Annotated in this window: 23 protein-coding genes and 1 pseudogene; 3 read left to right on the top strand and 21 right to left on the bottom strand. The window is 74.5% G+C overall.

All coding sequences use genetic code 11. The annotated features are described in order from the left end of the window. Window positions 1-10: 10 nt before the first annotated feature. From ACIQ87_RS00300 to ACIQ87_RS00220, 17 genes and pseudogenes are all read right to left on the bottom strand, one after another. Entirely contained in the window at window positions 11-811 is an 801-nt protein-coding gene (locus ACIQ87_RS00300) for a metal-dependent hydrolase (protein WP_392876617.1), read from the bottom strand. Window positions 812-928: 117 nt separating this feature from the next. Continuing rightward, window positions 929-1,750, bottom strand: a pseudogene (locus ACIQ87_RS00295) (lipase family protein). Between the two features lie 166 nt (window positions 1,751-1,916). Next, the gene (locus tag ACIQ87_RS00290) at window positions 1,917-2,186 is read right to left on the bottom strand and encodes a hypothetical protein (RefSeq protein WP_402399229.1); all 270 of its coding nucleotides are present in this window, start codon (window positions 2,184-2,186) and stop codon (window positions 1,917-1,919) included. Between the two features lie 645 nt (window positions 2,187-2,831). Next, window positions 2,832-3,419 (bottom strand): restriction endonuclease, encoded by a 588-nt coding sequence (locus ACIQ87_RS00285; protein WP_402399227.1) that lies wholly within the window; start codon window positions 3,417-3,419, stop codon window positions 2,832-2,834. Between the two features lie 190 nt (window positions 3,420-3,609). After that, window positions 3,610-4,683 (bottom strand): hypothetical protein, encoded by a 1,074-nt coding sequence (locus tag ACIQ87_RS00280; RefSeq protein ID WP_402399224.1) that lies wholly within the window; start codon window positions 4,681-4,683, stop codon window positions 3,610-3,612. A 100-nt stretch (window positions 4,684-4,783) separates the two neighbouring features. Next, window positions 4,784-5,242, bottom strand: coding sequence for an SRPBCC family protein (locus ACIQ87_RS00275; RefSeq protein ID WP_402399221.1), 459 nt, complete (start codon window positions 5,240-5,242; stop codon window positions 4,784-4,786). Window positions 5,243-5,285: 43 nt separating this feature from the next. Beyond that, entirely contained in the window at window positions 5,286-6,275 is a 990-nt protein-coding gene (locus tag ACIQ87_RS00270) for a DUF5133 domain-containing protein (protein WP_402399219.1), read from the bottom strand. 134 nt (window positions 6,276-6,409) lie between these two features. After that, a complete protein-coding gene (locus ACIQ87_RS00265) occupies window positions 6,410-7,135 on the bottom strand; it encodes a GAF and ANTAR domain-containing protein (RefSeq protein WP_402399217.1) in 726 nt (241 codons plus the stop codon). A 59-nt stretch (window positions 7,136-7,194) separates the two neighbouring features. Continuing rightward, a complete protein-coding gene (locus ACIQ87_RS00260; protein ID WP_402399216.1) occupies window positions 7,195-7,938 on the bottom strand; it encodes an ANTAR domain-containing protein in 744 nt (247 codons plus the stop codon). Window positions 7,939-8,539: 601 nt separating this feature from the next. Then, window positions 8,540-11,017 (bottom strand): SpoIIE family protein phosphatase, encoded by a 2,478-nt coding sequence (locus tag ACIQ87_RS00255; protein WP_402399214.1) that lies wholly within the window; start codon window positions 11,015-11,017, stop codon window positions 8,540-8,542. Continuing rightward, a complete protein-coding gene (locus ACIQ87_RS00250) occupies window positions 11,010-11,333 on the bottom strand; it encodes an STAS domain-containing protein (protein WP_402399212.1) in 324 nt (107 codons plus the stop codon). Before ACIQ87_RS00250 ends, ACIQ87_RS00255 begins: the two co-directional genes overlap by 8 nt. Window positions 11,334-11,426: 93 nt before the next feature. Beyond that, window positions 11,427-12,341, bottom strand: a complete 915-nt coding sequence (locus ACIQ87_RS00245; RefSeq protein ID WP_402399209.1) for a SigB/SigF/SigG family RNA polymerase sigma factor — start codon at window positions 12,339-12,341, stop codon at window positions 11,427-11,429. A 151-nt stretch (window positions 12,342-12,492) separates the two neighbouring features. After that, entirely contained in the window at window positions 12,493-14,253 is a 1,761-nt protein-coding gene (locus tag ACIQ87_RS00240) for a multicopper oxidase family protein (RefSeq protein ID WP_402399207.1), read from the bottom strand. Between the two features lie 86 nt (window positions 14,254-14,339). Then, window positions 14,340-15,533, bottom strand: a complete 1,194-nt coding sequence (locus ACIQ87_RS00235; protein WP_402399204.1) for an ABC transporter ATP-binding protein — start codon at window positions 15,531-15,533, stop codon at window positions 14,340-14,342. A 98-nt stretch (window positions 15,534-15,631) separates the two neighbouring features. Beyond that, window positions 15,632-16,465, bottom strand: coding sequence for a carbohydrate ABC transporter permease (locus ACIQ87_RS00230; protein WP_402399201.1), 834 nt, complete (start codon window positions 16,463-16,465; stop codon window positions 15,632-15,634). After that, window positions 16,462-17,394, bottom strand: coding sequence for a carbohydrate ABC transporter permease (locus ACIQ87_RS00225; protein WP_402399198.1), 933 nt, complete (start codon window positions 17,392-17,394; stop codon window positions 16,462-16,464). The genes ACIQ87_RS00230 and ACIQ87_RS00225 overlap by 4 nt, the downstream gene beginning before the upstream one ends. After that, window positions 17,391-18,668 carry an ABC transporter substrate-binding protein gene (locus ACIQ87_RS00220; RefSeq protein WP_402399195.1) on the bottom strand — a complete coding sequence of 426 codons (1,278 nt, stop codon included), beginning with the start codon at window positions 18,666-18,668 and terminating at the stop codon, window positions 17,391-17,393. Before ACIQ87_RS00220 ends, ACIQ87_RS00225 begins: the two co-directional genes overlap by 4 nt. Before the next feature lie 207 nt (window positions 18,669-18,875). On the opposite strand from ACIQ87_RS00220, the gene ACIQ87_RS00215 reads away from it, so the two are divergent. Beyond that, window positions 18,876-19,724: a universal stress protein gene (locus ACIQ87_RS00215; protein WP_402399192.1), complete on the top strand. Its 849-nt coding sequence runs from the start codon at window positions 18,876-18,878 to the stop codon at window positions 19,722-19,724. A gap of 65 nt (window positions 19,725-19,789) precedes the next feature. Here ACIQ87_RS00215 and ACIQ87_RS00210 read toward each other — a convergent pair whose 3' ends face one another. Genes ACIQ87_RS00210 through ACIQ87_RS00200 form a run of 3 tightly spaced genes read right to left on the bottom strand, consistent with a single transcriptional unit; the run spans window position 19,790 to window position 22,754 of the window. Continuing rightward, window positions 19,790-20,650: an ABC transporter ATP-binding protein gene (locus ACIQ87_RS00210; RefSeq protein ID WP_402399189.1), complete on the bottom strand. Its 861-nt coding sequence runs from the start codon at window positions 20,648-20,650 to the stop codon at window positions 19,790-19,792. Beyond that, window positions 20,647-21,759: a FecCD family ABC transporter permease gene (locus ACIQ87_RS00205; RefSeq protein WP_402399186.1), complete on the bottom strand. Its 1,113-nt coding sequence runs from the start codon at window positions 21,757-21,759 to the stop codon at window positions 20,647-20,649. Before ACIQ87_RS00205 ends, ACIQ87_RS00210 begins: the two co-directional genes overlap by 4 nt. Continuing rightward, window positions 21,756-22,754, bottom strand: a complete 999-nt coding sequence (locus tag ACIQ87_RS00200) for a FecCD family ABC transporter permease (protein ID WP_402399183.1) — start codon at window positions 22,752-22,754, stop codon at window positions 21,756-21,758. Before ACIQ87_RS00200 ends, ACIQ87_RS00205 begins: the two co-directional genes overlap by 4 nt. 91 nt (window positions 22,755-22,845) lie before the next feature. On the opposite strand from ACIQ87_RS00200, the gene ACIQ87_RS00195 reads away from it, so the two are divergent. Beyond that, window positions 22,846-23,802 carry an ABC transporter substrate-binding protein gene (locus ACIQ87_RS00195; RefSeq protein WP_402399179.1) on the top strand — a complete coding sequence of 319 codons (957 nt, stop codon included), beginning with the start codon at window positions 22,846-22,848 and terminating at the stop codon, window positions 23,800-23,802. 106 nt (window positions 23,803-23,908) lie between these two features. Here ACIQ87_RS00195 and ACIQ87_RS00190 read toward each other — a convergent pair whose 3' ends face one another. Beyond that, window positions 23,909-24,328, bottom strand: a complete 420-nt coding sequence (locus tag ACIQ87_RS00190; protein WP_402399177.1) for a MarR family winged helix-turn-helix transcriptional regulator — start codon at window positions 24,326-24,328, stop codon at window positions 23,909-23,911. Between the two features lie 69 nt (window positions 24,329-24,397). On the opposite strand from ACIQ87_RS00190, the gene ACIQ87_RS00185 reads away from it, so the two are divergent. Beyond that, window positions 24,398-25,252, top strand: a complete 855-nt coding sequence (locus ACIQ87_RS00185; RefSeq protein ID WP_402399174.1) for an SDR family oxidoreductase — start codon at window positions 24,398-24,400, stop codon at window positions 25,250-25,252. Window positions 25,253-25,259 lie beyond the last annotated feature (7 nt).

The raw sequence follows: 25,259 nt of genomic DNA, 5'->3' as shown, positions 1-25,259 counted from the left end.
CCGGTCGGTCTCAGCCGTTGCCGAAGAAGCCGAGCGCTCCCACCGCGCAGACCCCGCCGGCCCCCATGAACACCGGGGTCAGCACCTTGATCTCCACCCAGCTGCCGGCCCGGAACCGCATGCCCTTCGGCGGCCCGATCGGGTACCACCGCCGGCGTCCGATCGGGATCGGCCACAGCACCGGACAGCCCGAGACGGTCAGCGCGTCGCCCAGGCAGTGCACCAGCGCGCCGAGCGCGATCGGCAGCCCGATCCACAGGTACTGCTGCCCGGGCTCCTCGAACAGCCACTGCGAGCCGTTGCCGGGCTTGTCGAGGACCTCCGCGAGCATCCACGCGCTGGCCGCGCCCAGCAGCCACACCAGGACGTCGCTGGAGACCCGGGCCTGCCGCCACAGCAGGCCCTCGATCGCCAGCACCATGTGCACGAACAGCACCACCAGCACGCCCCAGCGGCCGCCGAACACGGCCACCGCCGCGGCGCCCGCCCCGCACAGCACCGCCCAGAGCCAGGTGTGGGTCAGCGTCCGGTGGCCGCCCGAGCGCCGCGGGTCACCCTTGCCCCGAGTGGCCTTGTAGACCGCGTACGAGAGGTTGTCGATCACCTCGCAGAGCGCCCGGGACACCGGCCCGAACGCCCTGGATATCGTCGCCGCCTTGTGGTCCAGGTCCGGCGCCAGCGCCGCCCCCGCGCAGATCAGCGCCCCCGCGAGCAGGACCGGCCAGGGCATCGGCTCCCCCATGCCGGCCGCCACCGCGCCCACCCCCAGCCATGCGGTCGCACCCGACAGCGAATGCGCCGGTCCCATCATGTCCGTACACCACCGATCCTCATCAGCTCCGTCCTCACCGCGAGGACCTGACATCACGGCAGCCTATCCGTCCAAGATCACCGACCGGCCGCGGTCGGCCACCCCCCCGCCCGCAGGTCAGGCCAGGGCCTTCTCCAGCGCCGCGAGATAACTCCGCATCAGGTGGTCGCGGATGCCCTCGCCGTCCGGGGAGAACGCCGCGGCGCCCAGCCCCTTGGCCCGGCCGCTCAGCCCGGCGACCAGCCCGACCTTCTCCTGGACGCGACCGGCGGAGTCGATGTGGCGCAACGCGTCGACATGGGTGAAGGCGGGCTCCGGGGGCAGCTCGGGGACGATGTCGTTGCCGTGGACGAAGCGGTAGGTGCGCCCCTTCAGGCCCTTGTCGTACGCGGCGGCGAGCAGCCGGTCGCAGGTGCGGGGCTGGCCGAAGGTGTAGACGCCGTCGGCCGCCAGCCGGGGGTCCTCCAGGTCGAGCCGGGCGGCGGCGAGCATGGCGAGGGCGCCGCCGAGGCTGTGGCCGGTGAACCAGACCGTCTGGTCGCCGGTCCGCAGGTCGGAGACCGCCTTGGCGACGTCCGGGTAGATCGACTCCAGGGCCTCGGCGAAGCCGTAGTGGACGAAACCCGTCCGGGCGGGCCCCGGCCAGGGCGGGGTGGTGGCGTCGGTGAGCCAGTCCCGGATCTGCGCGGGCTCGGTGCCCCGGAACGCGGTGACGATCATGTTCTCGCCGGCCATCGTGTACGCCTGGGTGTCCTGCAGCGGGAACGGCGGGGTGAACCGCGTCCAATGGTGACGCACGGTGTCGAACCCCCAGGCACGCGCCTACTCGTCGATGGTGGCCTCGTCCTTGTACGCCAGGTCGGACGCCCTGGCCAGCCAGTAGGCGAGCGGAAGGCTGTAACCCGTGACGCGCTGGTCGAAAACGGTGGGGACGGCCATGGAAACACTCCTGTCGGATCGACGAGCAGAACGACTGGTCCACCCGGAGCCCGACCGGCACCGACCGCACACCGCGACACTCCGGTGACCAAGAGTGACGCTACCCCCCGCCCCCTCCCCAAGCGGCCGCGCAACGCCCCACCCGACCGCCGAGGAAGCAGGCCGATCAGGCCTCCGGGATGTCCGCTTCCGCCGCACCGAGCATGCGGCCGGGGATGACGACGAGCCGCTCATCCGGGCCCAGGGTGACACCTTCCGGGAGGTGGCCGCGGTAGTTCTCGGTGAGGTCCCGACCGATCACGGCGATGTCGCCGTTCGAGAGCTGCCAGATGTCCGGGCACTCGTCCCTGCCATCGGACGCTCCGAGCTCCTCCGCGGACTTCCCCAGGCGCTTCTCGAACGAAGCGGACGGATCGGCTTCCCATCCACGATCCACAACTGCCTCCGTTGATCGGTTTCGTGACGCAGCGCACCGGCTCCGCGCCCCGCATCTGACGATTAGTCAGAATCGTGTTCGGTGCCTTCACCCTGCGCGCCCGAACGACCGCCCACCCCGTCGACTCCCACGCGCATCGCCGTCTCCGGCACGGCGGTTGCGTGAAAGGAGCCGGGCGCGTGTACCTTCTGTGGGCACTGGGCCCACCCGGTGCCGGCCGGGGCCGAACGGCACCGCGCACGGACGCGACCGGGCGGGCCCCGGAGGCCCGTCGCCGGCCTGACGCGCCCAGCGGCCGACACGTGAGAGGAGCCGCCGCCGTGGACGAAGGAACGCCGCCGGGCGCGCAGCGCCGCGCTGCCGCCGAGGGCAGCGCGGTGCGAACGCGGGGGCCGGTGACGGGTGTTGTGCAGGCCGCGCCCGGCGCCGTGAGGAGGACGCCGTGAGCGGCAGGATTCCGCGTGAGCGGCAGGGGCGGTGGCACGACCGGCGGGGCCGGGGGTCGCGTGGGCCGACCAGGGGGTCGGCGCAGCCGCTGATGCCGTTGCCGTTGCCGGACGAGGTCGCGCCGCCCGAGGAGTTCGAGCGGGAGCCGTCGGAGGACGGGAGCGGCGGACTCGGCGACGTCGCGCGATAGCCTCCGGTTCAGGCCCACGGGGGCCTGCCCCTGCCGTCCGCCCACAGGGCGAGCGCCCGCTGGTCGACGGCACGGATGCCGACCTGGGCGCAGAACGCGGCGGCGGCCTTGGTGAAGGAGCTGGTCGTCACCACGGCGGCCAGGTCGCAGTGGTGCACGTCGCGGTAGGTGCCGTTGACCACCTGGACGTCGTTCGAGCCGACGAAGGTCCGCGGTCCGTAGCGCTTGGCCTGGATGAGGATGCGCTGCCCGGTGGGGGTGGTGGCCAGGACGTCCGCCGCGAGGTCGCCGGCCCCGCCGACGACCCTGACCTTCGTGCAGCCGTCCCGGCGGCACAGGTCCGCCAGGGCGTGTTCGAAGGCCTTCGGTGTCATCGCCAGGAACGGCCCGATGTGCCGCAGTCGGGCGGTCCGCGTCTCCAGCTCCCGTTGACGGGCGCGCACCCGCGAGCGCAGTACGGCGACGACCACCGCGGCCGCGGCGGTCAGCAGGGCGGTGACCAGGAGGAGGTGCTGGGCCGACCAGCGGACCACCGCCGTGGCCAGAACGAGCACGACCACCGCGGTCACACCCAGCAGCGGTGCGTTGCGCTTCATCCGCCGCACCCGGCGGGCAGCGGTCGACCGGCGTCGCCGGACAGGCCTGCGGGCCATGGCACTCCCCCTCACCCCACGGTGTTCGAGCGAGCCTAGGAGCAACCGCGCCCGCCGCGCCCGCGATCCCGGCGAACTCCACCCGCCGCACCGCCGAGTTGACCGGATCCCGCCCCCTCGACGTCTCGACGCCCTAACCCCCGCGCCGGTGCCGCCCGGTGGCGCCCGACGTGCGGGCGACGAAGGCCTCCCGCCCCTCCCCCACGCCGGTCCGCCGAACACGGGCCAGGTAGCAGCGCGCGAGCAGGTCCGCGAGGCTGTCGGTGAAGTAGCGCTCGGCCAGCACCGCCCCCTCCGGGTGGACGGTCTTGGCGCTCATCCACTCCACGAGCTCGGCGGCGGTGAGGCGTGCGAATCCGGGCTGGTCCAGCGGCAGCGCGCCCAGGCGGCCGCCGGTCGCCCGGCCCCAGGTCTCCTCCGACGCCTGCCGGACCTCGGCGCGCAGGTCCGCGAGTTCGGCCATGGTCGCGGCCGCCAGGCGGTGCAGCCGTTCCTCGCCGGAGGTCTCGCGCAGCTCGGCCATCTGGGCGGCGTGGGCGATCGCCACGGTTTCCCAGACCGCGAGCCTGGCGAGGCTCGACTCCTCGCTGTCGAAGTCCAGGACGGCCTCCAGGTCGGCCATGAACTCCAGGTCGTCCTCAGGGAGTCGGGGCCTGTTCAGGTTGGTCAGGACACCGGCCACCCGCTCGTCGATCTCCTGGCGGGACGCCTTCGCCAGCCCCGGCCGCCGGCGCAGGTTGCGGCGCATCTGCCGGATGATCGCGCCGCCGCCGCGGAGCTCGATCAGGGCCTCCGCCTCGGCCACGTCGTAGTGGACGTCGTCGCTGCGCAACTCCTCCGGCACCTTGGCCCGTTCGGTGTCGACGGCCTCCCAGTGGCGGTTGCGCCGCAGGAAGTAGACCCGGGCGAGTGCCGTCTTGAGGGCGAGTTCGGGAACGGGTGCCTCGTCGCAGAAGTAGGCCAGCAGGGCCAGGTCGTCGAGGCTGCGGCCGGGGCCGGCGTGCCGGGCCAGGGAGCGTACGAGTTCCCGGGTGCCGGGCGGGTAGACCGTCCTGGTGCCGTCCCGGCCGAGGAACTGCCGTGCGGGGCTGGGCAGTAGGCCGCGCCGGCGCCAGTGTTTGAGCTGGGCGGCGCTGACGGGGTGGCCGTCGGCCGCGGTGAGGGCGATGAGTTCACGGTCGGCGGCGCTCGGTGCGGTTCGTGGCATGCGGGAACGGTACGGAACCGGGCCGCCGCTTTTCGCCGCGTCGCGTGAGGAGGTGGAACCGCGAGGTGGCAGCAGGAGGCGGAACCGGCCGGCGGCGGGCTCAGTCCGGGTCGGGCCGCCCCCGTCGGTCGCCCTCCTCCCGGGCGCGTTCCTCGATGAACTCCTTGAACCGTCTCAGGTCCGCCTTCACCCGGTGGCCGACCGTGCCCGTGGCGCCGGCGGCCGCCCGCGCCGCGCCCTCGGGCCGGAGGTCGACGGCCAGGGCGACCCGGGTGTGGCCCGGGTCGAGCCGCTGGAAGGTCACCACGTCCTCCTGGTCCACCTCGCCGTCGGTGGTCCGCCAGGCGATCCGTTCGTCGGGCTCCTGGTCGACGGTCTCGGTGTCGAACTCGCGGGTGACGCCGCCGATGCTGGTGCGCCAGTGGTTGTGGCGGCCGTCCAGCCGGGTCACCGATTCGACGCCCTCCATGAAGCGCGGGAACTCCTCGAACACCGTCCACTGGTGGTAGGCGGCGTGCAGGGGCACGGCCACGTCCACGGACTCCTTCACTCTGTGCATCAGGTCCTCCTCGGACGGTGGGGTCGGCGCCCTCCCGGCCCCGCTACGAGCCGCTCCGCCCGCCGGGCGGCACCGACGAAGGCGCCCGCGAAAGCACCGAAGGCCCGCCCGACGCGGAAGGCACCGGCGAAGGCCGGTCGCCCTCGGCGAGGTGCCGGGCCACCGAGTCGAGGTCCGTGCCGAGCCGTTGGGCGGCCCGGACCAGCAGGCTCAGCGCGGTGTGCGGGGTCACCTCGAACCGCTCGGCGGTGATGCCGATGGCCAGGCCGGTGGCGTGCCGGCGGTCCAGCAGGTCGGCCACCGCCCTGGACAGCGCGAAGCGGTCGAGCGCGGCCGACGCCTGGAGGGCGAGCACCTCCACCAGCCCGAGGGCGGGCGTGCCGGGCTCGACGGGCGTGCGCAGGTAGGCGCTGAACACGGTGCAGCCGTGCGGGTGGGTGCGCAGGTGGGCGCCGGCCACGGCCCGTACGCCGCAGCGCCGGGCCCGGTCCGCGAACCGGTCCGGCCGGCCCGGGTCCAGCCGGACCACGACCTGTCCCTCGCCCTGGCGGCGGAGCCGGGGCAGCGGGCCGGCCTCCGCCCCGCCCTGGGCGCCTTCGAGGGCGAGCAGGTACGACGGTGTCGCCGCGAAGGTCTCGACCGAGCCGTCGTCGTGCCAGGTGCTCACGGCGGCACCCACGCAGTCCGGGACGGTGACCCCGGTCAGCTGCACCACGTCGTGCAGGCTCGGGACGGGCCCGGACCGCGCCCGTTCCCGGGCCGCGAGTTCGCCGAGTTCGGTCAGCAGCGCCGCGCGGGCCCGCTCGGTCGCCGGGGCCCCGGCGGCCGCTCCGCCGGGGCCGGCCGGGCCCTGACGGTCCAGCAGGATGCGGGCCCTGGCGACGGCACGGTCCGCGTCGGCCTCCCCCGTGTAGATGCCGATCGTGTAGCAGACGTCGCGCAGCCGCTGACCGGCCTCCGGCGAGCCCGACGAGGACAGGGCCTCGTACTCCGCGACCAGTCGGCCGAGGGCAGCGACATCCACCATGGGCATGAGCACCTCCGTTTGTTTACGGAAAGTATGCGCCGATCACGCAGCGAAACCACGTCGCCGGGCGAGGCACCCGCTCGGGCCGGCCCGAGCGGCCCGCCCACCCGCCGGGGTCACGGCCGCGGCAGTCACGGCCGTCAGCCCGTCAGCAGCCCGGCCGGGTCCAGCCGGCCCTCGACCAGCCCGTGGGCCGCGTCGGCCACCCCGCCGCCGCTGCGGCGGGCGTGGGAGCGGAGCACCTCGAAGGCGGTGTCCATGTCGAGTCCGCCGGCCTCCGCGAGCACGCCCTTCGCCCGCTCGATGGCGGTGTGGTCCGCCAGCGCCCCGCTGATCTCCTCCGCGGCCGTCCGCTCCCGTCCGTACCGACGCTGGAGCAGGGCGATCACCGCCAGGTCCGCGAGCGGCTGGACGACGTCCGGTCCCTCGTGGTCGGGCCCGGCACCGGTCCGGACGTCGAACACGTCGAGGGTGCCCATGACCCGGCCGTCCAGGCGCAGCGGCACCGCGCGCACGGAGCGGAAGCCGAGTTCGACGGCCTTCGGGGCGAACCCGGGCCACCGGGCCCGGGCCAGGTCGAGGTCGTGCTCCACGACCTGCTCGCCGGTCCGCCGGCAGTCCGGACAGGGGCCTTCGCCGATGGCGATCTGGAGGCTCTCCAGGCGCCGGACCAGGTCGCTGGAGTACGCGACGTCCCGCAGCGCCCCGTGGCGGTCGGCGACGACCAGACCGGCCCCGGCCGTCCCGCTGAGCGCCGTGCAGACCTCGGTGAGCCGGTGCAGGAACTCGACGGTGTCGTAACCCGGGCCGACGAGCGTGCCGGTGAGCCCGGCGAACGCCTCGTTCACCCGGGCCTCGCGCGTCATGGCGGCCTCCATCTCCCCTCCTGGCAAGGCTACGCCGGAGGTCCGGCGTCGGTCATCCGTCATCGGTCCTCCTCCGTGAACCTCAGTCGCCGCTCCACCATGTCGTGCGTGACCTCGTCGATCTCCCGGCCGCGCGCGAAGGCGTGCGCCCGCAGCCGGTCGAGCGCCTCCCCGGCGGGCACGCCCAGCTGCACCATGATCATGCCGACCGCCTGGTCCACCTCGACGCCGTTGAGCGGCGACTCGTCCAGCCACCACTGTTCCCGCAGCGCTCCGGACGGGGCCAGGAAGGAGCCGACGATCGCGAGGGTCACGCTGGTCGCGGCGACCCGGATGTCGGCGGCCCGCGTCCGTTCCGGGACGCCCGGCCGCGCGCCGTAGAGGCTGAGGACGCCGATCCCGGACGTGCCGAGGTGGAGCGGTGAGGCGTAGGCGCTGCGCAGCGCCGAGCCGGCGGGGGCGGCCGGTGTCCCCGGGCCGGCGGCCAGGTCGACGGTGAGGACCGGCCAGCGCACCTCCTCGGGCGACAGCAGGTCGGCGACGGCCACCGGGCTCCGGGTGCGGAAGGCGTCCACGCTCGGGCCCTCCCCGAGGCCGAACTGCCGCTCCTCGATCCGCCGCGCCCGGTCGTCGCTGGCCCAGACCCCGGCCCGGTGCCCGGGGTCTGCCATCAGGGTGATCGCCGCGGCGTCGGCGGCCAGCGCCTCGACGCAGGCGACGCAGAGCCGCTCGGGCAGGGAGGGCCGGCCCGGGCCGTTGACGGCCTCGGCCACGATCTGCGCGATGCGCGTCAGATCGGCCATCTCCGCGCCTCGTTCTTCCGTCGTCCTGTCGCCGTCGGTGCCCCCCGGACAGCCGACCGCCGTACGCCCGTCCGTGCCGCGGCGTGATCATCGCAGGATAGGTGTTCACGGCCGGACGGCAGCCCGTACGGCAGCCTGACGGCGCCCCGTCCCCGGCGGCGCTCGACCGCCCCGGCACCGGGCGTCCGACCACCCTCGCGCGCCTACCCCGATCCACCCCGGACACACTCCGGCGCCCGGGTCTGACGGACCCGTACCCGCCCGGCCGCCCCGGTACGGGCAGCACTCCCCTGCCCACCCACCGGTGGTCCCGCCGGCCGCGCCGGCCGCCGGCCGCGCCGGTCGCCGGACGCACCGGCCTGGCGCACGCCCTCGGCGACACCACCGGCGTGCTGCTGCTCCCTACTGGAGGGCTGCCCGCACGTGCCCCCGGCCCGGCAGCACGGCCCGGCCACCGCGCCCCGGCCGGTCCTGGAGACCCGGGTGCTCTCCGGGCACCTGGAGGTCCGGCCCCCGACATCCGAGAGCCGTGCCGACAATCCCAACTCCCACCGATGACAACCGAGTTCAGGCCGATCCGGCAGCACGCCCCCCGGACGCGCTATCGCTGACGCCCCGCACGCCGCCGCAGCCGGACGGCCAGCAGGCAGCTGTCGTCGTCCGGGTTGGGGCCGCCGAGGCGGGCGGCGATGTGGTCCAGGCAGCCCGCCAGGTCGCGGGCGCCGCACTCCTCGGCCGCGCGCAGCAGCCGGTCCGGGCGGATGGTGCCGTCGTCCCGGCGGTTCAGCAGGCCGTCGGTCCAGAACAGCACGGTGTCCTCGGCCGGCCGCAGCGGCAGTACGGTGTCACGGCAGCGGGTCTCCCGCAGGGCTCCGAGGACGGTCCCGGTGGGGCCCTCGGCGAGGACGGCGGTCGTCCCCCGCAGCACGGCCGGCGGTGAGTGCCCGGCCGCGCTCCAGGTGAGCGTCCCCGCCTCCGGGTCGAGCAGGCCGCACAGCACGCTGGCGATCCGGCGGCCGCCCTGGTGGCAGAGCATCGTGTTGAGCCGCCCGAGCATCTCCGCGGGCCCCTGGCCGGTGTAGCAGAGGCCGTGCAGCGCGTGCCGGAGTTCCGCCATGCCGACGGCGGCGGCCAGACCGTGGCCGCTGACGTCGCCGACGGCGAGCAGGACCCGGCCGTCGGCGAGAGCGGCCAGGTCGTACCAGTCGCCGCCGACTCTGGGGCGCTCCCCGGCGGGCAGGTAGCGGGCGGAGTGGTCGAGGACGGCGCCGTCGGGCTCGGGCTGGTGGGGCCCGGCCACCAGGGCGTTCTGCAGGGCCCGGACGGTCCGGTGCTCGGCCCCGGCCCGGCGGCGCTGCTCGGCGAGCCGGGCCCGGGCGCCCGCCAGGGCCCGCTCGGTGCGGTGCCACCGGCTGACGTCCTGCAGCACGCCCCGGATCACCCGCGGGCGGCCGGTGTCCGGGTCCCCGGCCGCCTCCGCGGTGACCCGCAGGGTGCGCGGCGCCTCGCCGGGCCGCCCGGTGTCGAACTCCAGGGCCGCCGTCCGCCGCCCGGCCAGCAGCCGGCGCAGGAACAGCCGGGCGGCCGGACGGTCGGCGGGGTGGACGCGGGCCACCAGCTCGGTCGGCGCGACCGGCCCGGTGCGGTCGGGGTCGAGGCCGAGCAGCCGCAGGGCCTCCGCGGACAGCTCCGGCGGCGATCCGGGCGCCCACTCGAAGCTGCCCAGCCCGGCCAGTCGCTGCGCCCGGTGCAGCCGGGCCGCGCGCTCGGCGCCGTTCCCGGGGCGCCAGGTGAGCAGCACGCCGTCGAGGAACGGCTCCGCCCGCAGGACCAGCGTCCGGTCCGGTCCGGCACCGGTGAAGTCCTCCGCCCGCCCCTCGTACCCGGCGCCGGTCGTCGCGGCCTCCAGGATCCGCGCGAAGTGCCCGGTCTCGACCAGTCCGGGGTGGAGTTCGCTCAGGCGCCGCCCGGCCGCCGTGCCGAGGCCGGCGGCGGCGTTGGCGTACCGGACCCGCAGGTCGGTGATCGCACCGCCGGGGGTGGTCCCACGGACGGCCGAGAGCACCAGGACGGGGTCGAACACGGCGTCCAGCACGGCGCGGAGCCAGTGCTCGCCGCCGGGCACCGCCGGCGGCTCGTCCTCGCCGGTGGCCTCGAACCGCAGCAGGTGCCCCGCGACGAGCGCGGACAGCGCGTCGACGTACCTGGTCGCCGCGCGGGCCCGCACGGCCGGCACGTCCCAGCCGAGGCTCATCGCCCCGATGATCCGCTCGCCGCGGCGCAGCGGTACGGCGCACGCGCTGCGGCCGGGGACGATCCGTCCACTGCCCGGCGACCGGCCGCCGTGGCTGCGTTCGAACTCCCAGACCAGGCTGCCGCCGTGGGCTGCGGCCACCAGCGGCACCCCGGTCTCCGGCGGAATGCGCTGCCACTGGCTGATCCGGCGGGGCGTCACGCCGTGGCTGCCGACCAGGACCAGCGCGCCGTCCGGCTCCAGCCGGCCCAGCACCACGGCGACGACGCCGACCGGGTCCAGGGCCACCTGGTGCAGCAGTCTGGCCAGTTCCTCGGGCGTCTCCGCGCTGGCCAGGGCCGAGGCCGCCAGGTGGTAGCGCGCGGCCAGGCCGGGCGCGGCAGCCGGCGCGGCCTTGGGCGGCCCGGGCACGGGCGCGGGTACGGGGGCGGTCGCGGGAACCGGCGACCCGGGCGCGGCGCCGGCCGCCGGCGCAGGCCCGGCGCCGGGCTCCCCCGCCGTGCCCGCGAGCGGGTCCGTGCCCGTGAGTGGGTCCGTGCCCCTGAACGGGCCCGTGAGCGGGGCGGCGAGGCCGACCAGGCCGGCCGCGATGTCCGCGAGCCGGCGGTTGGTGTCCTGCGAGAGCCGGACGAGGTGCCCGAAGGCCTCCTCCGGCGTGCATTCCAGCCGCTCCGCGAGCATGCCCTTGGCCTGCTCGATGACGCCCCTGGTGCGCATCGCCCGCCGCAGGCCCTCGGCCTCGGCGCGCAGCCGGTCGACGGCCTCCCGCAGCACCGCCGCCTCGTCGGTCAGGGCGGGTTGCGCGGGGTTCCGGTCCTCACGCACAGGCCGCCGCCACGTCCGGGTAGAGCGGCAGCACCGTGGCGACGCCGCTCAGCTCCACGAGGTCCCGCACCCTCGGTACCGCCCCGGCCAGCCGCAGCGTGCCGTGCTCGCCGCGCACCCGTCGAGCGGCGCCGATCAGGACGTTGAGGCCGGTGGAGTCGAGGAAGCCCACGGCCGTGAGGTCCACGACCACCCGGGTGGCACCCGTGTTCGCGAGCGCGTCGAACAGGAGCCGCACCTCTCGGGCGGAGAAGTCGTCGAGATCCCCGCTGAGCGGCACCACCGTCCAGCCGTTGGCGACCGGGAAGTCCTTCATCACGGACCGTCCTCGTTGCTCGGCCCGGCCACCGCCCCCGCCCGGGCTCCCCTCCCAGGCTAGAACCACCCGGGTCCAGGGTCTCCCGCTCCCTCACCCGCACGCGGGCTGGTCGTTCCAGCCGGGGGCGTCGTGGTCCTCCAGTTCCTCCCGCAGCCAGGCCAGCGTGGCGCTGAGCAGCCGGGAGACGTGCATCTGGGAGACGCCGATCCGCTCGGCGATCCGGGACTGGGTCCAGCCGTCCCAGAACCGCAGCTTGAGGACGGTCTGCTCGCGTTCGGGCAGCCGGGCCAGCAGCGGCCGGACGGCGATGCGGAAGTCGGCGAGTTCGATGCCGGGGTCGCAGCCGCCGAGGCGGTCCAGCAGGGCGCTGCCGGCTTCGTCGGTGTCCTGGTCGCGCAGCGCGTCGAGGGAGTTGGGGCGGTAGACCCGGCTCGCCATGAGGCCCTCGGTGGCCTGTTCGATGGTGAGGTGGAGGTCCTCGGCGATCTCCCCGGGCCGCGGGAGGCGGCCGAGTTGCTGCTCGAGCTGGTCGGAGCCACGGGCGACGGTGAGGTAGAGCTCCTGCATGCTGCGCGGGACCCGCACGGGCCAGGAGGTGTCGCGGAAGAACCGTTTGACCTCGCCGGTGATGGTGGGGATGGCATACGTGACGAACTCGACGCCCCGCCGCGGGTCGTAGCCGTCGACGGCCTTGATCAGGCCGATCGTGCCGACCTGGAGGATGTCCTCCATGTCCTCGGCGCGGTGCCGGAAACGGGCCGCGATGAAGCGCACCAGCGGCACGTTGAGCTCGATGATCGTGCCGCGCACATAGCTGTAGGCGTGGCTCTCCCGGGCCAGCCCGGCCAGCCGCTCGAACAGCGCGTCGCTCAGCTCCCGGGCCTCGGACTTCCCCATGCGGCGCAGTTCGGCCGCCGTCGGTCTTCTCGGCAGGTCGGGCGGCAGATCGGGCGGCAGGCCCGACCGCACGGCTTCCCCATCGGTGGCTTCCAGGTGGATGGACACGTGTTCGCTCCTGGGCATCGGGGTGGACGCCCGGCCACGCGTGCTGGAGCCGCACTCGTGCGCCCCGGACTTCTTCCCCCAGGACCAGTGCCCGGCTTCTTCAAGCGCGGTCCCGGTGGCACCGCCAACGGTGCCGGAGCAGCCGGAACGGTCACGGCCGCTGCATGAGGGGTTTTACCCCGGGATGCGGGTCCGAACTCCCGTTCCGGCCGTTTTTCCTGTTCCGCCCGCCCGGCCACCGTGCCCCGCGGGGCCGCCGCGGCCGGACGTAGTCGATCAGCTGCATCATGCCGAGGTCCTCGTGCTGGAGCTGGTGGCAGTGCAGGACGGTGCGGCCGGTGAAGTCCTCGTACCTGACCAGGAGGGTGACGGTGTCGCCCGGCCTGCCGCCGGCCAGGTCGACGGTGTCCTGCCAGACCGGCGGGTCGAGCCGTACGCCGTTGCGGTGGGTGACGAGGACGTGGTTGGTGTGCAGGTGGAACGGGTGGTGGAAGGCCGGCAGGCTGTCGTCGGTGCGGAGGGTCCACCGCTCGACGGTGCCGAGTTCCAGGGTGTGGTTGACGTACCCGGGGTCGAACAGGCCGTAGGCGGGGTCGCGGGTGAGGTCGCCCGCGGGGTCGGCGGCCGGGGTGGGGTGGCTGCCGAGGATGCGGTAGGCGTTGGGGAAGGGCTTGGCGAAGACCCCCGGGTCGACGTGGAAGACCACGGTGCGGTCGCCGCCGGGGTTGGCGATGTCCTTCTCGTCGAGGAACGGTCTGCCCTGCGGCAGCGAGGACGGCAGCTCCATCGGCGGCCGGACGGCCGCTCCCGCCACCTCGATCGTCATCAGCGGGACGGGTACGCCCTTGGCCCGCAGTTCGTACGTCCCCGGTTCGCCGCCCCGGACCAGCACGTCGGCCCGGTTGCCCACGGCCAGGGTCACCGCCTCGGTGGCGACCGGCGCGGGGAAGGTCACCCCGTCCATGGCGATCTGATGTATCGTCAACTTCCGCTCCTTGCTGACGATCTGGAGCGTGAGAGTGGTGAAGGCGGTGGCCGCGACCAGGCGCCAGCGCTGGACCTCGCCGGGGCGCAGCGCGAGGGTGGGGTTGACCGCGCCGTTGACGGTGAAGGTGGGCGGGACGGCGGCCAGGGCCTCGCCGGAGGTGAACGCGGGGACCTTTCCGTCCTTGACCCGGAGTTCGTTGACGCAGACGACCAGGTCGGCGGCGGCCCTGATCTGCGGCACCTCGTCGACGTCGCCCTCGACGATGATGACCCCGGCCATCCCTCCGGCGATCTGCTCGGCGGTGGCCCCGTGCGCGTGCGGGTGGTACCAGTAGGTCCCGGCCGGGTGGTCGCGCGGGATCTCGACGGTGGTCAGGTAGCGCGGCTCCGCGGCGCCGGCCGCGGCCTCCTCGGCGGTGCGCGGCGGGAACTCGCGCAGGATGTTGTCGGCGTTGCCGGACGGCGAGACGTGCAGGCCGTGGGTGTGCAGGTTGAAGCTGTTCGGCCGGTGCGGCCGGTTGTGGCCGCCGTGGCGCGACAGGCCCGACCTCTCCGGCGGGCCCGACCTCTCCGGCGGACGCGGCGGCTCCGGCGGGTTCGGCGGCAGGCCGTTGATCTGGGCCAGCCAGAGCGTGTCCCCGCCGCGCACCCGCAGGGTCGGCCCCGGGATCGTCCCGTTGTAGGTGCGCGTGGTGACCCTCCCGTAGCCCGGGACGAGGGTGTCGGTGAACCGTACGTCGAGCGTCTGGCCGAGGACCACGCCCGGCGAGCCGGGAGCCGAGCACCGTACGGCCGGCTGTGGGAAGGAGCTCGCCGCCGCAGCGGCCGACCGGGCGAGGATCCCGTCGGAGGCCGCCGCGAGGACGGCGGCTGCGGGGACGGCCTTGAGCACCGATCGGCGACTGATTCCGACATCTTCTCTCATAGCCGGGCAATCTAGGTCGACTTCCGCAGGGCCCCGGTCAGGCACACCGCTCACCCGCGAGGGGTTGGGCCTTCCGCAGTACCCGGCTACGCGTGCTCCGGGTGGGTGAGGTTGGCCCCGCTGCGGGGGTCGAAGACGTGGATGCGCGCGGTGTCCACCCACAGCTCCAGCGGGCTGCCCTCGGCGGCCCGGGTGGCGGTGTTCAGCCGGGCGACCACCCGGTGCTCCAGCATGCCGGTGTCCGCCCGGCCCGAGTCGGCGGCGAGCTCGGCGAGTTCCTCGGCCACCGCCGGTCCGCCCTCCTCCGCGAAGTGGACGTAGACGTCCGAGCCGACCGACTCCCGGACCTCCACCGTCACCGTGACGGTGACCCCGCCGGGGTGCCCCTCCACCAGGGCGGCGTCCTCGAAGTCCTCGGGGCGGATGCCGACGATCAGGTCGCGCGGCGCGTCCGCGCGCTCCAGGGCGCGACGGGTGCGGCCGTCCAGCGGCAGGTCGCCCAACGACGTCCGCAGCGAGGCGTGTTGGCCGTCCTGCCGCAGCACGGCGCCGAGGAAGTTCATGCCGGGCGAGCCGATGAACCCGGCGACGAAGAGGTTCACCGGCTCGTCGTACAGCTGCTGCGGCGAGCCGACCTGCTGGACGACGCCGGCGCGCATCACCACCACCCGGTCGCCGAGCGTCATCGCCTCGACCTGGTCGTGGGTGACGTAGACGGTGGTGGTGCCCAGGCGGCGCTGGAGCGCGGCGATCTGGGTGCGCATCTGCACCCGGAGCTTGGCGTCCAGGTTGGACAGCGGCTCGTCCATCAGGAAGACCTTGGGGTCGCGGACGATCGCCCGGCCCATCGCGACCCGCTGGCGCTGCCCGCCGGAGAGGTTGGCGGGTTTGCGGTCCAGGTGCCGGGTGAGGTCCAGGATGCGGGCGGCCTCCTCGACCTTGGCGGCGATGGTCGCCTTGTCGACCTTGGCCAGCCGCAGCGCGAAGCCCATGTTGTCGCGCACGCTCATGTGCGGGTAGAGGGCGTAGCTCTGGAAGACCATCGCGATGTCGCGGTCCTTGGGCGCGCGGTCGTTGACCACCTCCCCGGCGATCCGCAGGGTGCCCTCGGTGATGTCCTCCAGCCCGGCGATCATGTTGAGGGTGGTGGACTTGCCGCAGCCGGACGGCCCGACCAGGATCACGAACTCGCCGTCGGCGATGGTGAGGTTGACGTCGCGGACGGCGAGGGCGCCGTCGGGGTAGCGCTTGGTGATGCCGTCGAGGACGATCTCGGCCACGATCCGCCTTCCTGGTCCGCCGGGTGGGGCGGCTCATCCGCTCGGGTTCGACTCGGGGTTCGACCCGGGGGTTCGACCCGGGGGGGGTCGACTCGGGTTCAACCTTTGACTGCGCCGGCGGTGAGCCCGGCGACGATGCGGCGCTGGAACAGCAGCACGAAGACCACGATCGGGATCGTGATGATCACGGCGGCGGCCGCGATCGAGCCGGTCGGCTGCTCGAACTGGGAGCTCCCGGTGAAGAAGGCGATGGCCGCCGGGACCGTCCGGGCCGAGGTGGTGGAGGTCAGCGAGATCGCGAACAGGAAGTCGTTCCAGCAGAAGATGAAGACCAGGATGCCGGTGGTGAACACCCCCGGCGCCGCCAGCGGCGCGATGACCAGCCGGAACGCCTGCCAGGGCGTGGCGCCGTCCACCTTGGCCGCCTTCTCCAGGTCCCACGGGATCTCCCGGAAGAACGCCGAGAGCGTGTAGATCGCCAGCGGCAGCGAGAAGGTCATGTAGGGGATGATCAGCCCGGCCCAGGTGTCGAACAGGCCGAGCGCCCGCTCGATGTCGAACAGCGGCGAGACCAGCGAGATCGGCGGGAACATCGCGATCAGCAGGGACACCCCGATCAGCAGCCGCTTGCCGGGGAAGCGCAGCCGGGCCACCGCGTACGCGGCCATGGTGCCCAGCGCGACGGCGATGGTGGTGGCGATCACCGCGATGCCGATCGAGTTGACCAGGGCCCGGGTGAACTCCGAAGTCTCGAAGATGCCGCGGTAGTTGGCCAGGGTCCACTTCCGGGGCACGAACGCGCCGTCGGAGAGGGTGCTCGGGTCCTTGAAGGAGAGCGCCACGATCCACCACACCGGGAATAGCGCGTAGAGCACGACCACCAGGTTGGCGACGCCCCAGCCGGTCAGGGTCCGGTTGCGCCGGCCGCTCATCGGTGCTCCGGTTCCGCGCCCGGCGTCGCCGTGCCGAACAGCTTGACGAAGGCCAGGGCGATCAGCGCCACACAGACGAAGATCAGCACCGAGATCGCCGAGCCGATGCCCAGGTTGAGCGCGGTGAACAGGTTGTCGTAGCCGAGGATCGACACCGAGCCGGTGCCGTTGGAGCCGCCGGTCAGCACGTAGATGTCGTCGAAGATCCGGAAGGCGTCCAGGGTACGGAAGAGCAGCGCGACCAGGATCGCCGGCTTCATCAGCGGCAGGACCACCAGCCTCAGCCGCTGCCCGAAGCCCGCGCCGTCCACCATCGCCGCCCGGACCGTCTCGTCCGGGACGAGGGCCAGGCCGGCGAGCAGCAGCAGCGCCATGAACGGGGTGGTCTTCCACACCTCCGCGAGAATGATCAGGCCGACGGCCGGCCACCGCTCCGTCAGCGGCGCGCTGCCCTCCGGCAGCAGGGCGGCCAGGTAACCGGTGCCCGGGGTCCAGGCGTACTGCCAGGAGTAGGCCGCCACCACGGTGACGATCCCGTACGGCACCAGCACCGCGGTGCGCACCGTGCCGCGCCCGAAGAGCGTCCGGTGCATCACCAGCGCGAGCGCCAGGCCGAGCACCAGCTCCACCGCCACCGACACCACGGTGATCAGCACCGTGACGCCGAGCGCCTGCCACCAGTACGGCGAGGCCAGCACCGCGCCGTAGTTGGCGAGCCCGACCCAGTGCGCCTGCTCGGGGAAACGCAGGTCGTAGCGCTGCAGGGACAGGTAGACGGCGTAGCCGATCGGGTAGGCGGTGACGGCGAGCATCACGATCACCGCGGGCGCGCACAGCAGCCAGCCCAGCCGGCGTTCCTGGCGGGCGCCGAGCGAGGGCCCGGCCGGTCGCGGTACGGCCGCGGCGGCGGCCTCGGTGGACGGTGTCACGGGATCAGCCCCTTCGAGCCGAGGGCGTCCTGGATCTGCCCGCGGAGGTCGGCCACGTCCTTCTCCGGGTGGATGCCGGCGGGCGGGGAGAGGGTGTGCGAGACGGCGATGGAGACGTTCTGGTAGGCCGGGGTCTGCGGCCGCACGCTGGCGGAGTCGAGGGCGGCCAGCACGTCGGCGGCGAACGGGTAGCTGGCGGTGAGTTCGGCCGTCTCGTACAGGCTGCGCAGCGAGGGCGGCAGGCCGCCCTTCAACGCGTTGGTGAGCTGGTTGTCCCGGTCGCGCAGGCAGAGGGTGGCCTCGGCGGCGAGGTCCGGGTGCCGGCTGTAGGCGCCCACCGCGAGGTCGATCCCGCCGATGGTCACGGTGGCGGGGCGGTCGGCGCTCACCGCGGGGTACGGGGCCCAGCGGAAGTGCGGGAACAGCTCCGGCCGGTTGGCCTTCATCGAGGGGTAGACGAAGGGGTAGTTGAGTTCGAAGGCGGCCGTGCCGGACTCCATCGCGAGCCGGTTCTGGTCCTCCATCTGGTTCGGCAGCGAGGGGTCGGCGGCCACCGACGTCGCCAGGTCGCGCATCACCCCGGCGGCCGTGACGGCGGGCTCCCCGAGCGAGGGCGCCTGCGCGTCGGGCGTGAGGATGGTGCCGCCCGCGCTGGTGACCAGCGTGTTGAACCAGACCGTCAGCCCCTCGTACTGGGCGCCCTGGATCTCCACGAAGTGCGGCTTGCCCTCGTCGGCCAGCTCCTGCGCCCGGGAGAGCATCTGCGCCCAGGTGCCGGGCGGGGTCGGCACCAGGTCGTCGCGGTACCAGAGCAGCTGGGTGTTGGAGTTGTACGGCACCGCGTACAGCCGGTCGCGCCAGGTCGCGGTGCGCACCGCCGCGGCGAGGGTGTCCGCGGTGGCCTGCTCGCGCATCGCCCCGGTCCACTCGCGGATCCAGCCGGCCTCGGCGAACTCGGCGGGCCAGGTGACGTCCAGGCCGAGGATGTCGACCTCGGTGTCGTGCGCCGCCATCCGGCGCACCAGCTGCTGGCGCTGGCCGTCGGCGCCGCGCGGCAGCTTGTTGTAGTGGATCGTGTAGCGGCCGCCGGACCGCTGCCCGCAGCGGTCGGCGGCCTGCTGGAGGGCGCCCGAGTCGTCCGGGAAGTTGTACCAGTTCAGGACGGCCGCGCCGGCGCCCCCGCCGCCCCCGCAGCCGACCAGGGCGGAGGCGAGCACGGCCAGTCCGGCGGCGGCGCTCGCCCACCGCGAGCGGAGACGGGGGACCCTCGGCATCGTTCTCCCGGAGTGGGACGGACCGGTCCGGGAGACCCTAGCCGGGCTCCTCCACCAGGGCGGGGCGTTGCCGCGCCGCCCGCCCGCCGACCAGCCGGACGGCCGAACGGGGGGGGCCGGGCCTCCGGGAGGCGCCGGTCGGGGCCCGCGCGGATACTGGGCGCACACGCAGAGACCTCCGGCCGCACCGGAACCGAGGAGCACGCCGTGACCGGACCCGTCGTCGTCGGATTCGACGGCTCACCCGAGAGCCAGGCCGCCGCCGCGTGGGCCGCCCGCGAGGCGCAGCGCCGCGGCCTGCGCCTGGACGTCCTCCAGGCCTGGCCCCGCCCGAAGCACCTCCCTCCCGGCACCGAACGCGGCGACCACCCCGCACTGGCGCAACTCGCCGAGCACGAGGGCGAGTTGCGCTCCCTCGCGCCCGAGGTGGAGGTCGCCGCCTCCTCCGTGGCCGGCGATCCCGTGGAGGCGCTGGAGGCCGCCGGGCGGACCGCCTCGGTGCTGGTGCTCGGCTCGCGCGGCCTGAGCACCCTGCGCGGGTTCCTGGTCGGCTCGGTGAGCCAGGAGGTGCTGCGGCGGGCGGCCTGCCCGGTGGTGCTGGTCCGCTCCGACGGGGACGAACCGGAGGGCGAGGTGACGCTCGGCCTGGACCTCGGGCGCCCGGCGGAGCCGGTGCTGGCCTTCGCCTTCGAGGCCGCCGCGCTCCGCTCGGCGCCGCTGCGCGTGGTGCACGTGTGGTCCCCGCCGGCGGGCAGCGAGTACATGTCCTACGGGGCGATCGGCGGGCTGGAGCGCGAGACGTCCGCGGCCGAGGACAGCGGGCTGGCGCGGGCCCTGGCGCCCTGGCGGGCCCACCACCCGGAGGTCGAGGTGACCACCGAGCTGATCCGGGGCAAGCCCGCCGTGGACCTGGTGGACGCCGCCGCGTCGTCCCGGCTGCTGGTGGTCGGCCGCAGGGTCCGGCACATGCCGCTGCGCCACCACCACATCGGGCCGGTGGCGCACGCCGCGATCCACCACGTGCACTGCCCGGTCGCGGTCGTCCCGTACGGCTGAGGGCGCTGCGGGCGCAGCCGGGCGGGGGGGGGTCAGCGGGTCCGGGGGGTCAGCGGTCCGGGAGGTCAGCGGGTCCGGGGGGCGAGGCCGACGGGGCAGACGACCGGGGTGCCGTGGACCGGGTCGGTGAGGATCGCGCTCTCCACCCCGTACAGCTCGCGCACCAGCTCAGGGGTGACGATGTCGCGCGGCGCGCCCTGGGCGGCGACCTTCCCGTCCCGCATGGCCACCATGTGGTCGGCGTAGCGGCAGGCGGTGCTGAGGTCGTGCAGGACGAGGACGACGGTGCGGCCGCGCGCGGTCAGGCCGCGCACCATCTCCAGCACCTCCAGGGCGTGGCCCATGTCCAGCGCCGAGGTGGGTTCGTCCAGCATCAGGATGTCGGTGTCCTGGGCGACGGCCATGGCGATCCAGGCGCGCTGGCGCTGGCCGCCGGAGAGGGTGTCCAGCGGGCGGTCGGCCAGCTCGTGCAGGTCGGCGGCGGTGAGCGCGTGCTCGACCGCCTCGGCGTCGGCGGCTGACCACTGCCGCAGCAGGCCCTGGTGCGGCTGGCGGCCGTAGCGGACCAGGTCACGGACGGTCAGCCCGTCCGGGGCGGTGGCGGACTGCGGCAGCAGGCCGATGATCCGGGCGATCGCCCGGGTGGAGAGCGAGGTCAGCGGCTTGCCGTCGAGCAGCACGGCGCCGGAGCGCGGGGCGATGGTCCGGGCGAGGCCGCCGAGCAGGGTGGACTTGCCGCAGCCGTTCGGGCCGACGATGACGGTGACCTGCTGCTGCGGCAGTTCGAGGTCCAGCTCGCGGACCACGATGGTGCGGTCGTGGCCGAGGCTGAGCGCACTGGTCGCCAGGCGGTGGGCCGGGGCGGCGGCGGTCGCGGTGGTCACGGCGGTCGCGGTGGTCACGGCGGTCGCGGTGCGGGCGGTCATGCGGTCCTCCGGGGACGGGTGGTGAGCAGCAGCCAGAGCAGGTAGGGGCCGCCCACGACGGCGGTGACCAGCCCGGCCGGCACCTCCAGCGGCGACAGGACGGTGCGGCCGATCAGGTCGGCGAGCAGGGTGAAGGCGGCGCCGGCGGCGGCCGAGGTGAGCACCGGCACACAGCGCGGCCCGGCGATCCGGCGGGCGGCCTCGGGCGCGGCGAGCGCGATCATGCCGAGCGGTCCGGCGACGGCCACCGCCAGGCCCGCGCAGACCACGGCGACCGCCAGGACGCCGATCCGCAGGCCGCGCACCCGCACGCCCAGCCCGGTGGCGACGGCGTCGGAGAAGCGCAGCAGCGACAGCCGGCGGCCGAGCAGCACGGCGGCGGGCAGGCAGGCCAGCAGGCCGAGTTCGAGGAGGCCGACGGTGTCGGCGTCCCGGCTGTTGAGGGTGCCGACCGTCCAGCCGTAGGCGGAGTTGGCGGCGTCGATGGCGGCGCGGGAGAGCATCAGGTTGGTCACCGCGCCGAAGACCGCGCCGATGCCGAGGCCGACGACCAGGAAGCGGTAGCCGTTGCGGCCGGCCCCGCCGCCGAGGGCGAAGGCGAGCGAGGCGGCGGTGGCGGCGCCCACCAGGGCGGCGGCGGAGGGCAGCAGCTGGGTGGCGACGCCGGTGACGGAGGCGACGGCGAAGGCGGTGGCGCCCTCGTTGAAGCCGACGGTGTCCGGGGTGGCCAGCCGGTTCTGGGCGAGGGTCTGCATCAGGCAGCCCGCGACGCCGAGCGCGGCGCCGACGGCCAGGGCGGCCTCGGCGCGGGGCAGCCGCAGCTTCTCCACCAGCAGCACGTCGCGCGTGGTGCCGTCACCGAAGGCGGCGCGCAGGGCGGTCACCGGGTTCAGGTCGGTCTCGCCGACGGCCAGGCAGACGGCGGTCACCGCGACCACGACGAGCAGCAGGGCGGTGCAGCCGAGCAGCGGCCGGACCGGGACGAGCACCGAGCGGCCGCCCAGGGCGAGCAGCCGGGTGCCGGGCGGGGTCGACGGCCGGGGCGGGGTCGACGACCGGGGCGCGGCCGAGGGGGTGTCGGGGTTCGGGGCTTTCAGGGTGGGGGTCACAGCGCGGGCATTCTGTGCGAGCGGACGACGGCGACCAGGACGGGGGCGCCGCACAGGGCGGTCATCACGCCGAGCGGCATCTCGTACGGGCGGGCGACCAGTCGGGAGGCCACGTCGGCGAGCAGCACGACGGCGGGCCCGAGCAGGGCGGAGACCACGAGCAGTCGGCGCAGGTCGGGGCCGACCAGGGCCCGGGCGGCGAAGGGCACCACCAGGCCGACGAAGGAGACCGGCCCGGCGATCGCGGTGGCGGCGCCGACCAGCAGGGCGACGGCGGCCACCGCGAGGGCGCGGGCCCGGCGGGGCTTGTGGCCGAGGCCGGTGGCGACGTCGTCGCCGAGGCTGAGCGCGGTCAGCGCCGGGCCGGAGAGCAGCGCCAGGACCAGGCCGAGCAGCAGCACCGGCAGCACGGCCAGCAGTTGGTCGGTGCCGCGGCCGGCGACCGAGCCGATGGTCCAGAACCGGATCTCGTCGGCGGCCCGGGCGTCGGACAGCAGCAGCACGGAGGAGCCGGCGTTCATCAGCCCGCTCAGCGCCGCTCCGGCCAGCACCAGCCGGACGGGGTCGTCGCCGGTGCCGCGCAGCCGGGCGGCGCCGAGCGCCAGCAGGCAGCCGGCGGCGGCGCCCAGCACGGCGACGTACGGCCCGACGCTCGCCGCGCCGGCGCCGAGCACGATCGCGATCACCACGGCGAAGGAGGCGCCGGTGCTGACCCCGAGCAGGCCGGGCTCGGCCAGCGGGTTGCGGGCGGCGGCCTGGAGCACGGTGCCGGCCACGCCGAGCGCGAGGCCGACCGCGAGGGCCACGGCGGTGCGCGGGGCGCGCAGGTGGAACACGGTGAACCGGGAGTCGGAGTCACCGTCACCGAGGAGGGTGGCGAACGCCCGTGACGGCCCCACATCGCCCGCGCCGAGCAGCAGGCTCGCCAGTACGGCGAGCAGCAGGATCCCGCCGGCGGGCAGCAGTCCGCGCAGCAGGAGTGATCGGAATGTCACACCGGGCCTCCCCCGTCAGGGCTTTACGTATGGTTAGGCTAACCTCAGAAAAACGGTTCGTCCGTAAACTACCATTGCTCGGAGAACACCCATGCTTGGCACCCGCATGACCAAGACCCTGCTCGGCGCGGCCGCCGTCGGCGCCCTCTCCCTGGGCCTGACCGCGTGCGGCTCCTCCGGGTCCGAGGGCTCCGCGGGTGACTCCGGCTCCTCGTCCACCGCCGCCGCGAAGGACGGCAAGCGCAGCATCGACACCGCCTTCGGCGCCGTGGAGGTCCCGGCCGAGGCCAAGCGGGTCGTCGCCCTCAACGACACCTCGCTGGACACCGCGCTCTCACTCGGCGTCACCCCGGTCGGCACCAGCTCCAGCCGTGGCGGCACCACCGCCCCCGCCTACCTGAAGGCCGACGGCATCCCGCTGGTGGCCACGGTCAAGGAGCCCAACATCGAGGCCATCCTCAAGGCCACCCCCGACCTCATCCTGGCCTCCTCGGGCATCGAGAAGTCGCAGTACGAGAAGCTCTCCGCGGTCGCCCCGACCATCGTCCCCAAGGCCGGCGACTGGCGCTCGGTGCTCGCCGTGTACGGCGACGCGCTCGGCCACAAGGCCGACCTGACGGCCAAGCTGGACGCGCTGGACAAGCGCGCCGCCAGGGCCGGCGAGGGCAGGAGCGGCAGCGCCGTGGTGATGCGCTGGATGCCCAACGGGCCGATCGTGATGAACACCACCAACATGCCCGGCGACCTGCTGAAGAAGGCCGGCACCATGCCGATCGCCGACGGCCTGGGCGCCCAGCCCCACTCGGACCCGCTGTCCCTGGAGAACCTCAACAAGGCCGACGCCGACCGGGTGTTCGTCGCCACCCTGAACGCCGACGGCGAGAAGGCCCTGGAGACCGCCCGCAAGCAGGAGGCCTTCACCCGCCTCAAGGCGGTGGGCGGCAACCAGCTCACGGGCGTCGACGGCCAGGTGTGGAGCAGCAGCTCCGGCCCGATCGCGGCGGAGAAGGTCGTCGAGGACATCGAGAAGGCCTTCGGCGCGAAGTAGCCCCATCCGAAGGGGAATTCCCCCCCCCGAGACTTTCCGAAGGGACTCCGAGGGAGTTCCGAGGGAAGGGCCGCAGCCCCCCGGACAACCGTCCGGGGGGCTTTCGTCACGCCTCCAGGACCAGCCGCAGGAGCTCGCGCAGGGACTCGCGCTGCTCGGCGCCGAGCCGGGCCAGCGGATCCCCGGCGAAGGGCATCCGGGCGCGCAGGTCGGCGGCGACCTCGCGCCCGGCGGCGGTGGCGGCGACCCGCTTCACGCGGCGGTCGGCGGGGTCGACGCTGCGCTCGACCAGGCCGCGGGACTCCAGCCGGTCGATGATCACCGTCACGTTGGACGGCTCCGCGTGCAGCTTCTCGGCGATCCGGCGGGTCGGGACCGGTGCTTCGGCCGCGAGCAGCGCCTTGGCCTGCAGCGCGGTCAGCTCGTGGACCGCCGCGGCCGCCTCGGACTCCCGGCCGTAGCGGCGGTTGACGGCCGCGAAGAGTCCGACGATCTCCTGGGTGAGGTCATCCGATGGGTGGGGCATGACCACCAGGGTATCGAGGTGCTTGACAGGGAGAAATATCGGGCCGCATAGTTATGGATCATATTGGTTATGGACCATAAGCATATGGAGTCCAGCGCGATGAGCAACAAGACCGTCCTGATCACCGGCACCTCCTCCGGCATCGGCCTGGCCACCGCCGTCGCCGCGGCCCGCGGCGGCTGGCACGTGATCGCGACCATGCGGAACACCGCGAAGGCCGGCCCGCTGCGGGCCGCCGCCGAGCAGGCCGGGGTCACCGTCGACGTCCGGGCGCTGGACGTCACCGACCCGGCCTCGGTCGAGGCCTGCCTGGCCGGCGTCGACCGGCTGGACGCCCTGGTCAACAACGCCGGCGCCGGCCACATCGGCACCCTGGAGCAGGAGAGCGTCGACGACGTCCGCGCCGTCATGGAGGTCAACTTCTTCGGCGTGCTGCACGTCACCAAGGCCGCCCTGCCCCTGCTGCGGGCGAGCAGGGGCAGGGTGCTGACCGTGACCAGCGTCGGCGGCGTGGTCGGCCAGCCCTTCAACGAGGCGTACTGCGCCGCCAAGTTCGCGGTGGAGGGCTTCATGGAGTCCCTCGCCCCGGTCGCGGCCACCGCCGGGGTGTCCGTCAGCGTGGTCGAACCGGGCGCGGTGGCCAGCGAGTTCGTCAACAACGTGGGCCTCACGGACGACGCCGCCGAGCAGGCCGGGCCGTACGCGCCGGCCCTGGCCGACTACCTGGACCGCACCCGCGACGCCTTCGCCGACGCGCAGGCGGCCGAGGACGTGGCCGGGCGGATCCTCGGCCTGCTCGACGCCGAGCGCCCCGCCTTCCGGCTGCTCACCTCCGACGCCGCCCGGGCCTTCGCCGGGGTGAAGCTCAGGGACCTCGACGGCTCGGCCGTGCAGACCCTGACCGCCGGCTGGGTCAACCCGTGACCACCCG

Origin of the sequence: Kitasatospora sp. NPDC096204 (genome assembly GCF_044763205.1) — a bacterium.
GTDB lineage: Bacteria > Actinomycetota > Actinomycetes > Streptomycetales > Streptomycetaceae > Kitasatospora.
The sequence above is the reverse complement of the archived record's forward strand: the minus strand, read 5'-3'. Positions and strand labels throughout refer to the sequence as shown.

What these genes read in the sequence shown, in the direction of transcription:
- ACIQ87_RS00260 (WP_402399216.1), bottom strand. Translation starts at nt 7,938, where the DNA reads ATGGCCGATCTGACGCGCATCGCGCAGATCGTGGCCGAGGCCGTCAAC.
- ACIQ87_RS00280 (WP_402399224.1), bottom strand. Translation starts at nt 4,683, where the DNA reads ATGCCACGAACCGCACCGAGCGCCGCCGACCGTGAACTCATCGCCCTC.
- ACIQ87_RS00300 (WP_392876617.1), bottom strand. Translation starts at nt 811, where the DNA reads ATGATGGGACCGGCGCATTCGCTGTCGGGTGCGACCGCATGGCTGGGG.
- ACIQ87_RS00240 (WP_402399207.1), bottom strand. Translation starts at nt 14,253, where the DNA reads ATGAGAGAAGATGTCGGAATCAGTCGCCGATCGGTGCTCAAGGCCGTC.
- ACIQ87_RS00285 (WP_402399227.1), bottom strand. Translation starts at nt 3,419, where the DNA reads ATGAAGCGCAACGCACCGCTGCTGGGTGTGACCGCGGTGGTCGTGCTC.
- ACIQ87_RS00270 (WP_402399219.1), bottom strand. Translation starts at nt 6,275, where the DNA reads ATGCCCATGGTGGATGTCGCTGCCCTCGGCCGACTGGTCGCGGAGTAC.
- ACIQ87_RS00190 (WP_402399177.1), bottom strand. Translation starts at nt 24,328, where the DNA reads ATGCCCCACCCATCGGATGACCTCACCCAGGAGATCGTCGGACTCTTC.
- ACIQ87_RS00210 (WP_402399189.1), bottom strand. Translation starts at nt 20,650, where the DNA reads ATGACCGCCCGCACCGCGACCGCCGTGACCACCGCGACCGCCGTGACC.
- ACIQ87_RS00265 (WP_402399217.1), bottom strand. Translation starts at nt 7,135, where the DNA reads ATGACGCGCGAGGCCCGGGTGAACGAGGCGTTCGCCGGGCTCACCGGC.
- ACIQ87_RS00230 (WP_402399201.1), bottom strand. Translation starts at nt 16,465, where the DNA reads ATGAGCGGCCGGCGCAACCGGACCCTGACCGGCTGGGGCGTCGCCAAC.
- ACIQ87_RS00220 (WP_402399195.1), bottom strand. Translation starts at nt 18,668, where the DNA reads ATGCCGAGGGTCCCCCGTCTCCGCTCGCGGTGGGCGAGCGCCGCCGCC.
- ACIQ87_RS00250 (WP_402399212.1), bottom strand. Translation starts at nt 11,333, where the DNA reads ATGAAGGACTTCCCGGTCGCCAACGGCTGGACGGTGGTGCCGCTCAGC.
- ACIQ87_RS00275 (WP_402399221.1), bottom strand. Translation starts at nt 5,242, where the DNA reads ATGCACAGAGTGAAGGAGTCCGTGGACGTGGCCGTGCCCCTGCACGCC.
- ACIQ87_RS00185 (WP_402399174.1), top strand. Translation starts at nt 24,398, where the DNA reads ATGGACCATAAGCATATGGAGTCCAGCGCGATGAGCAACAAGACCGTC.
- ACIQ87_RS00195 (WP_402399179.1), top strand. Translation starts at nt 22,846, where the DNA reads ATGCTTGGCACCCGCATGACCAAGACCCTGCTCGGCGCGGCCGCCGTC.